Source organism: Pinirhizobacter sp. (assembly GCF_035317885.1).
GTDB lineage: Bacteria > Pseudomonadota > Gammaproteobacteria > Xanthomonadales > Rhodanobacteraceae > Pinirhizobacter.
The window spans coordinates 1-8574 of the sequence record NZ_DATHFX010000351.1 but is presented as its reverse complement, the minus strand read 5'-3'; the positions used below and the strand labels follow the sequence as shown (position 1 = coordinate 8574).

At 66.9% G+C, this 8574-nt stretch carries 9 protein-coding genes and 1 pseudogene; all 10 read left to right on the top strand.

Features of this window, described 5'->3' with window-relative positions:
• Positions 1-8: 8 nt before the first annotated feature.
• Positions 9-1283, top strand: a complete 1275-nt coding sequence (locus tag VK519_RS11535; RefSeq protein WP_324349934.1) for a metal-dependent hydrolase family protein — start codon at positions 9-11, stop codon at positions 1281-1283.
• On the top strand, positions 1280-1768 hold the full coding sequence (locus VK519_RS11530; RefSeq protein ID WP_324349932.1) for a GNAT family N-acetyltransferase: 489 nt from the start codon (positions 1280-1282) through the stop codon (positions 1766-1768). Before VK519_RS11535 ends, VK519_RS11530 begins: the two co-directional genes overlap by 4 nt.
• A 3-nt stretch (positions 1769-1771) precedes the next feature.
• A complete protein-coding gene (locus tag VK519_RS11525) occupies positions 1772-2245 on the top strand; it encodes a GNAT family N-acetyltransferase (RefSeq protein WP_324349930.1) in 474 nt (157 codons plus the stop codon).
• Positions 2242-2811 carry a GNAT family N-acetyltransferase gene (locus tag VK519_RS11520; protein ID WP_324349929.1) on the top strand — a complete coding sequence of 190 codons (570 nt, stop codon included), beginning with the start codon at positions 2242-2244 and terminating at the stop codon, positions 2809-2811. The genes VK519_RS11525 and VK519_RS11520 overlap by 4 nt, the downstream gene beginning before the upstream one ends.
• Before the next feature lie 36 nt (positions 2812-2847).
• Positions 2848-3615 carry an SDR family NAD(P)-dependent oxidoreductase gene (locus tag VK519_RS11515; RefSeq protein WP_324349928.1) on the top strand — a complete coding sequence of 256 codons (768 nt, stop codon included), beginning with the start codon at positions 2848-2850 and terminating at the stop codon, positions 3613-3615.
• A gap of 33 nt (positions 3616-3648) precedes the next feature.
• Complete coding sequence (efpL, locus tag VK519_RS11510) at positions 3649-4212, top strand: elongation factor P-like protein EfpL (protein WP_324349926.1); 564 nt, start codon at positions 3649-3651, stop codon at positions 4210-4212.
• Positions 4213-4332: 120 nt separating this feature from the next.
• On the top strand, positions 4333-6384 hold the full coding sequence (locus VK519_RS11505; protein ID WP_324349924.1) for an FUSC family protein: 2052 nt from the start codon (positions 4333-4335) through the stop codon (positions 6382-6384).
• Positions 6385-6422: 38 nt separating this feature from the next.
• Entirely contained in the window at positions 6423-7436 is a 1014-nt protein-coding gene (locus VK519_RS11500; RefSeq protein WP_324349922.1) for an amidohydrolase family protein, read from the top strand.
• A gap of 26 nt (positions 7437-7462) precedes the next feature.
• A complete protein-coding gene (locus VK519_RS11495) occupies positions 7463-7984 on the top strand; it encodes a hypothetical protein (RefSeq protein WP_324349920.1) in 522 nt (173 codons plus the stop codon).
• A gap of 11 nt (positions 7985-7995) precedes the next feature.
• Positions 7996-8574 (top strand): annotated as a pseudogene (locus tag VK519_RS11490) (kynureninase); the annotation flags it as partial.

Below are 8574 nucleotides of genomic sequence, written 5' to 3'. Positions count from 1 at the left end.
CACGCGCCATCCTTTTCGTTGCGTTGCTCATCGTCCTGGTTGCACCTGTCGCCGCGCGGGACACATTGCTTCTGCCCGACCGTGTCTGGACGGCCGAAGGCAATGCCGCCCATACCGGCTGGGCCGTGCTGGTGCGCGATGGCGTGATCGCGGGCGTCGGACCGCGCGATGGCTTGCACCCCGCCGCCGATGCCCAGGAAATTCCCCTGCCTGGTGCCACCCTGATGCCGGGTCTCATCGACCTTCACTCGCACGTCTTCCTGCATCCGTACAACGAAACCCTGTGGAACGACCAGGTATTGAAGGAAGCGCCGGACTACCGCGTGCTCGAGGCCGCGGCCCATGCGCGCGACACGCTGATGTCGGGCTTCACAGCCTTGCGCGACCTGGGCACGGAAGGCGCTGGTTTCGGCGACGTTGCCATCAAGCACGCGATCAACGAAGGCCTGATCCCGGGACCCCGGATGTTCGTGGCCACGCGTGCGATTGTCGCCACGGCCAGTTATGGGCCTGGGCCGCGCGGCTTCCGCCCTGACCTTGATCTCCCCTCCGGCGCCCAGGAAGTGAGCGGGACGGACGAGGCCATGCGCGCCGTGCGCGAACAGGCCGCGCGTGGCGCGGACTGGATCAAGCTGTACGCCGATTACCGCGTGGGTCCCGATGGCGCCACCGCGCCCACCTTCACCGCGGCCGAACTCAAGGCCATCGTGGACACCGCGCACCTGATCGGGCGGCCGGTGGCGGCCCATGCCGCCTCGCGCGAAGGCGTGGCGATGGCGGTGGCGGCAGGCGTGGACACCATCGAACACGGCTACGGCACCGACGAAGCCACCTTCGCCCGGATGAAGAAGCAAGGCACCACCTACGAACCCACGCTCACCGCGGTGGACGCCACCGAGGAATACTTCAACCACTACAAGGCCGGCGATCCGCCCACCAAAAACATGCGCGAGGCCGAGCAGGCCTTCCGCACCGCGCTAAAAGTGGGCGTAACCATTGGCAATGGCTCGGATGTGGGCGTGTTCGCCCACGGCACCAACTGGCGCGAGCCCGTTGCGATGGTGCGCGATGGCATGACCCCGCCCCAGGCGCTTCACGCCGCCACCGACGTCGCCGCCCGTATCCTTCGCCAGGGCGATCACTTCGGCCGCATCGCCGTAGGCATGCGCGCCGACCTGGCCGCGTTCTCGGGCGATCCCAGCGCCCACATCGAAGACCTTGCCCATCCGGTGCTGGTGATGAAGGATGGAACCCTCTACCGCAGCCCCGACGGCCATCCATGAGTCCCAGTTTCCAGATCCGCCCGATTGAACCGCGCGACGATGCCGCCATGGCGGCGATCATCCGCGAAGTGATGCCCGAGTTCGGCGCCGACGGCCCGGGTTTTGCCATCCACGATAAAGAAGTGGACGGCATGTCCCAGGCCTATGCACGCGAGGACACCGCCTACTACGTGGTGATCATGGATGGCGAGGTCGCGGGCGGCGCCGGTATCGCACCGCTGGTCAATGCGCCGGAAGACGTCTGCGAGCTGCGCAAGATGTACTTCCTGCCCAAGGCGCGCGGCATCGGTGCCGGGGCCGCCATGATGCGTTGCTGCCTGGAGGCGGCACGGCGCCTGGGCTTCAAACGCTGCTACCTGGAAACCCTCACCGGCATGGATTCGGCGCAAACGCTCTACCGCCGCCACGGCTTCGAGCCCCTGGACCACGCGATGGGTGGCACCGGCCACTTCGGCTGCGATCGCTACTTCATCCGGGACCTGTAACGCGTGGCCACGCAACCGCCCCAGCTCACCTTCCAGGTCGATGACCCCGGGGCCGGGGACATCGTACCGCTGATCGATGAATTCGAAGGCTACCTGGCGGAGCTCTACCCCGAAAGCGAACGCCGCCCGGGCGACGCCGCCCCGCCACTGCACCGTCCGAACGTCACCTTCATGACCGCGCGCGTGGATGGCGTGCCGGTGGCCTGCGGCGCCTTCGCCGACCACGACGACTACGTCGAGGTGGCCAAGATGTATGTCATCCCCACCGTGCGCGGGCTGGGCCTGGGCAAGCAGTTGCTCGAAGCCCTGGAAGACGAGATCCGCCGCTCCGGCGGCAAACTGGTGCGGCTTGAGTCCGGCACCGCCCAGACCGAGGCCCAGGAACTCTACGAAGGTGCCGGGTACCGCCGCTGCGGCAGCTTCGGCACCCACCGCGCCACGCCGCACAGCATCTTCATGGAAAAGTCCCTCGCATGATCCGCATTGCCACCGCAGGCGACGCCGCCGCCTGCCACGACATCTATGCTCCGGCGGTGCTGCACAGCGCCATCACCTTCGAGACAGAGCTGCCCGGGAACCAAGCCATGGCCGACCGCATCGAAGCGCGGCTGGCCCACTACCCGTGGCTGGTGTTCGAAGACGAAGGCCGGGTGCTGGGCTATACCTACGCCGGACGTTTCCGCGAACGGGCCGCGTACGACTGGATCGCCGAGACATCGGTTTACGTGCATGAAAACGCGCGCCGGCGCGGCATCGCCCGGCGCCTGTATACCTGCCTTCTGGACGTGATGCAGATGCAGGGTTTCAACCAGGCGGTGGGCGCGATCACCCTGCCCGGCGAAAGCAGCGTGGCCATGCACGGCGCGCTCGGCTTCCAGCCGGCCGGCGTATGGCGCCACTGCGGCTACAAGCTCGGCCAATGGCATGATGTAGGCCTGTGGCAAAGGGAACTGGCTGTCCCGGCGAATCCGCCGCCGGCCATCGTGCCGTTTGCCCGGATGCGCCACGATTCCGCCCTGCAAGTGAGGCTTGCGCTCGGGTAAGATGACGGTCTTTGCACGACGCACAGGACCTTCCCCATGCAGCTTGAACACGTCAAGGCAGTGATCACCGGTGGCGCCTCGGGCCTGGGCTACGCGGTGGCCCGGCACCTGGTGGACCACGGCGCGAAAGTCGCGCTGTTCGACGTCAACGACGCGAAGGGCGCGTCGTCCTGCGAGGCGCTGGGTGACAACGCGCATTTCCGCCGGGTGGATGTCACCTCCGAAGACAACGTGGCCGGGAACATCGCCGCCGCGCGCGAGGTCATGGGCGGCCTGAACGTGCTGGTGAACTGCGCCGGCATCCTCGGCGCCGGCCGCGTGGTGGGCAAGGAAGGTGCGATGCCGCTGGCCAACTTCAGCAACACCATCATGGTGAACCTGGTGGGCAGCTTCAACGTGGCCAAGGCCGCGGCCAACCTGATGCAGGCCAACGACGCCGGCGAGGATGGCGAGCGTGGCGTGATCATCAACACAGCCTCCGTAGCCGCCTACGAAGGCCAGATCGGCCAGGCCGCGTACTCGGCCTCCAAAGGTGGCGTGGTGGGCATGACGCTGCCGATGGCGCGCGAGCTCTCGCGCTTCGGCATCCGCGTGGTCACCATCGCCCCGGGCATCTTCTGGACGCCGATGGTGGACAACATGTCGCCCCAGGTGCAGGAATCGCTGTCCGCTTCCATCCCCTTCCCGGCGCGCCTGGGCAAGCCCGAGGAATTTGCAAGCACCGTGGGCTTCATCGTGCAGAGCCGTTACATCAACGGCGAGACGATCCGCCTCGACGGCGCCGTGCGCCTGCAGCCGAAGTAATCATCTTTCCAGCCCAACACCCGAGCCCTTCGCATGAAAGCTTCCGACGTCAAGCGCGGTACCGTCATCGAGCACGACGGCACCGTGTACCAGGTGCGCGACATCGAGCGCAGCGCGCCCTCCGCGCGTGGCGGCAACGTCACCTTCCGCTTCACCCTGTATTCGATCCCCAGCGGCCGCAAGTTCGACCTTTCGCTGCGCGCCGACGACGATCTGAAGGAAGTGGAATTGAGCCGGCGCCAGGCGACCTATTCCTATATGGATGGCGATGCCTTCGTGTTCATGGACGCCGAGGACTACACGCAGTACCTGCTGCCGCCGGAGCTGGTCGGCGATAACGCCGGCTATATCGTCGAGGGGCTGGAAGGCTATTATGTCCAGGTGATCGACGACGCTCCCGTCGGCCTGCAGGTACCGACCAACGTGGTGCTGACCGTCACCGACACCGCGCCGGAATTGAAGGGCGCCAGCGCCACCAAACGCACCAAGCCCGCCACGCTCGAAACCGGGGTCGAGGTACAGGTACCTGAGTACATCACCACGGGCGAGAAGGTCACGGTGAACACCCTCACCGGCGAATTTGCCGGGCGGGCATGACGCGGCCACCTCGCTGCGGGTTATTGGGGGTCAGAGTCGTTACTCTGACCCCGCTTTCGCGCCGGCCGCGCCTAGAAACCGAAAGGGGTTGCCCTTAACCCCTTCCCTCACGAGCAACGGATGACCTCGGGATTCTCCCTTCCCCGCAGCGTGCTGCAGTCGCTCACCACCACGCGCCGGCCCGACGTGCCGATGCGCGTGGCACTGCGTAACGCCGCGGCGGTGGCGATCCCGCTGGCCATCGGCGTAGCCACGGGACACGTGGGCGTCGGCATCGGCATCGCGGCGGGAGCGCTGGACACGATGTTCTCCGACCAGCCGGGCCCGTACCAGCAACGCCTGCAGCGACTTTTCCTGGCTGCACTTGCGGCCGGCGGCGCGGCACTGCTGGGATTCCTGGTCGGCGGCCATCCGCTCAGCCTGTCGCTGGCCACCGCGGTATTGGGCTTCCTCGGCGGCATGCTGGTGATCTTCGGGCCGGACATCGCCCGCGTGGGCATGACCAGCATGCTGCTGCTGGTGATCACCGCCGCCACGCCCTTGCCGGTGGGCCAGGCCATCGGCGCGTCGCTGCTGATCTTCGGCGGCGGTATCTTGCTGACGCTGTTCTCGATCGCCGCGTGGCCGCTGCAACGCTACCGGCCCGAGCGCCACGCCCTGGCCGAGGTTTACCGCGGCTTGGCCATGCTGGCTGCGCAACCGCCGGGTCACGGCTCGGAGGCGCCTGCGCTCAGCGAGGCGATGACCAACTTGCAGCAAACCCTGCTGGGGCGCTTCCATGCACGCGGACGTGCCATGGAAGCCTTCCGCGTGCTGCTGGACATCGCCGAACGGATCCGCCTGGAGCTGATCACCATGCAGGAACTCGGCTGGGATGGCAGCCTGCCGCGGATGATCCGCGCGGACGCCGCGCGGGTGCTGCGTGGCGTGGCCCGCGCGCTGGACGAGGCCGGGCCGCCGACGCGCGCACAAGCAGCGCTGAAAACCCTGCAGGCCAGCGAGCAGGCGTTATTCGGCGAGACGGAGCGAAGTTTCGCCAGCACCCACGTACACGCGTTATCGGGCCAGCTGGCCGCGGCCGTGCGCAACGCCAACTGGGCCGGCAGCCGAGGCGAGATCCGCGCCGAGACCGCCGAAAGCAGCCTGCCGGCACCACTACGCAGTGGTTCGGCGCTGGCCGCGATGCGCGCCAACATGATCCCGCAGTCGATCGCCTTCCGGCACGCGGTTCGCTGCGCGGTGGTGCTTACGCTGGCGGTTGCCATCTCGCGCTACGCCCACCTGCCGCATGGCTACTGGCTGCCGATGACCGCCGCCATCGTGCTGCGGCCCGATTTCGGCGCCACGTTGAATTTCGGCCTGTTGCGCGTGGTGGGCACGGTGCTGGGCCTGGTGCTTACCACCCTGGTGCTGCGCTTCACCCCTGATGCGCCCTGGGCGCACATCGCGGTGCTGGCGATCCTGTGCGTGGCCTTCCGCTACCTGGCCACCGCGCACTACGGCATCGCGGTGGCGGCCCTCACCGGTACGGTGGTGATCCTGCTGTCGTTCGACGGCGTCGAGTCCGCCGCGGCCATGACCGACCGCGTGCTCAACACGGTGCTGGGCTCGGCCATGGCACTGGTGGCCTATGTGCTGTGGCCTTCGTGGGAACGTACGCGCGCACGCGCCGCGCTGGCCGACATGTTCGATGCCTACGCCGCGTACCTTGCCACCCTGGCCGGCCCTGCCCCGCCCCGCGAGCGTCGCGACGCGCGCACCTTGTCACGCACCGCGCGTACCAACGCCCAGGCCTCGCTCGACCGCATGCGCTCGGAGCCCGCCACACCCGTGCACCTGATGGAAATGGCGCAAACCCTTTTCGCCAACGGCAACCGGCTGGCCCGCACGGCGATGACGCTCGAGGCCATGGTGGACGACATGGGCGATATGAACCGCGACCTGGTCGGGCCACTGGTGCGTGAGTCGTCCGGGGCATTGCACGCACTGGCCGATGCCCTGCGTCATTCACAGCCTCCCGGCAGCTTGCCGGACCTGCGCTCCCGGCAACGCGAAATCGTCACTGCCCTGGCCGGGGGACGGGGGACGGGCATGGCCGACCAGATGGCAACCATCACCGACCGGCTGGTAGATAACGTCAATACGATCAACCACATCCTTCAACGACGTTAAGTGCCGTCGAGGGCGCCCGCCGCGTTACACTTGGCGCCATGCTGAAGATCGATACCCACGCTCACATCCTGCCCAAGCAGTGGCCGGACCTCGCCGCCAAGTACGGCGACGACCGCTTCCCGGTGATGCAGCACGCCGGGGGATCGCACCGGATCTACAAGGACGGAAAATTCTTCCGCGAGGTGTGGGAATCGGCCTTCGATGCCGAACACCGCATCGCCGACTACGCCCGCCACGGCGTGGACGTGCAGGTGATCTCCACCGTGCCGGTGCTGTTCTCGTACTGGGCCAAGGGCCACCAGGCGCTGGAACTTCACCGGTTCCTGAACGACCACGCCGCGCGCCTGTGCCACGACCATCGCCAGCACTATGCCGGCATCGGTACGGTGCCGCTGCAATCACCCACGCTTGCCATCCAGGAGATGGAGCGCTGCATGGACGAACTGGGCCTGCAGGGCGTGCAGATCGGCTCGCATTGCAACGACTGGAACCTCGACGCCCCGGAACTGTTCCCGTTCTTCGAAGCCGCAGCCGACCTTGGCGCTGCGATCCTGGTGCACCCCTGGGACATGATGGGCGCATCGGGCATGCCGCGTTACTGGATGCCCTGGCTGGTAGGCATGCCTGCCGAGCAATCGCGCGCGGCGTGCTCTTTAGTGTTCGGCGGCGTGCTCGAGCGCCTGCCGCAGCTGCGCATCATGCTGGCCCACGGCGGCGGCAGCTTCCCTGGCAGCATCGGCCGCATCGAACACGGCTTCCGCATGCGCCCGGACCTGGTAGCCACCGACAATGCGCGCAATCCGCGTGAGTACATGCACCGGCTGTATTTCGATTCCTGCGTGCACGATCCGCGTGCGCTTGAGTACCTGCTCGACACGGCCGGCGTATCGCAAGTGATGCTGGGCACCGACTACCCCTTCCCACTGGGCGAACAGGTGCCCGGGAGCGGTATCGATGCGCTTGACCTGGACGACGAAAGCCGCGCTCGACTCTTCCATGGCACTGCGCTGGAATGGCTGCAGCTGCCACACAGCCGTTTCGAGCGACACTAAACCCTTTAACCCGGGAATTGAACCGAATGATCCTTCCGCGCCGCACGCATCTTGCTGTCCTCGCCTCCATCGGGTTGCTGATCCAGGCATCGGCCATCGCCGGCGACATCACCATGGCCAATGGCGCCGTGCGCTTCAGCGTGCCCGATAGCTGGGTGCCGATCATGCAGACCCAGGGCGATCCGGAAACCCAGGTATTCCAGGTGCCCGACCCCTCGCCTGCCGGCGCCAAGACGCTCTCGCGGGTCACCGTCTCGGTAAAGCAGGCAGGCAACATGGCCGGCTACCAGTCGTGGATGGGCCAGCAGACCGCCCGCGCACGCCAGCTCACCGGTTATGCACCTGATGCCCATCGCGCTGCCACGCCGAACGATTACTTCTATACCGCGCAGGAAACCGGCGCGCAGTTCACCTATCACGAGCGTTATGCCTTCAGTGGCAGCCTTGCCATCCAGCTGCGCTGCGTGCGCCCGGCCACCGGCGACGCGCGCTGGCAGGCCTCGTTCGATGCCGGCTGTGACGACGTCGCCAGCCATTTGCCGCAGTGAGCCTTAGCGCCATGGACTACCGCAACGACCTGGCCTGGGCGAAGGCCCAGGACGACGCCGACCCGCTCAAGGGTTTTCGTGACCGCTTCCTTATCCCGCCGCACGAGGGACACGACAGCCTGTACTTCTGCGGCAATTCCCTGGGACTGCAACCGCGCAGCGTGCGCGATGCGATCGCTTCGGAGCTCAACTACTGGGGCGAGCTGGCGGTGGAAGGCCACTTCCGCGGCAAGCTGCCATGGTTGTCGTATCACGAGTACGTGCGCGACAACCTGGCCGAAGTCGTGGGCGCCCTTCCGTCGGAAGTGGTGGCGATGAACACCCTGGGCGTGAACCTGCACCTGATGATGGTGAGCTTCTACCGCCCCACGCAAGAACGCCATGCGGTCCTGATCGAGGCGGGCGCCTTTCCCACCGATCGCTACGCGGTGGAATCGCAGATCCGGTTCCATGGCTTGGACCCCGCCACGTCATTGATCGAACTGGAGGCGGACGAACCCAACGGCAGCATTTCGATGGGTGCGATCGAACGCGCCATCGGCGAACACGGCACGAAGCTCGCGCTGGTGATGCTGCCTGGCGTGCAGTAC

Bases quoted from the DNA above. Each gene is read 5' to 3' on its own strand.
- VK519_RS11530 (WP_324349932.1), top strand. From the start codon at position 1,280: ATGAGTCCCAGTTTCCAGATCCGCCCGATTGAACCGCGCGACGATGCC.
- VK519_RS11500 (WP_324349922.1), top strand. From the start codon at position 6,423: ATGCTGAAGATCGATACCCACGCTCACATCCTGCCCAAGCAGTGGCCG.
- VK519_RS11505 (WP_324349924.1), top strand. From the start codon at position 4,333: ATGACCTCGGGATTCTCCCTTCCCCGCAGCGTGCTGCAGTCGCTCACC.
- efpL (WP_324349926.1), top strand. From the start codon at position 3,649: ATGAAAGCTTCCGACGTCAAGCGCGGTACCGTCATCGAGCACGACGGC.
- VK519_RS11520 (WP_324349929.1), top strand. From the start codon at position 2,242: ATGATCCGCATTGCCACCGCAGGCGACGCCGCCGCCTGCCACGACATC.
- VK519_RS11495 (WP_324349920.1), top strand. From the start codon at position 7,463: ATGATCCTTCCGCGCCGCACGCATCTTGCTGTCCTCGCCTCCATCGGG.
- VK519_RS11515 (WP_324349928.1), top strand. From the start codon at position 2,848: ATGCAGCTTGAACACGTCAAGGCAGTGATCACCGGTGGCGCCTCGGGC.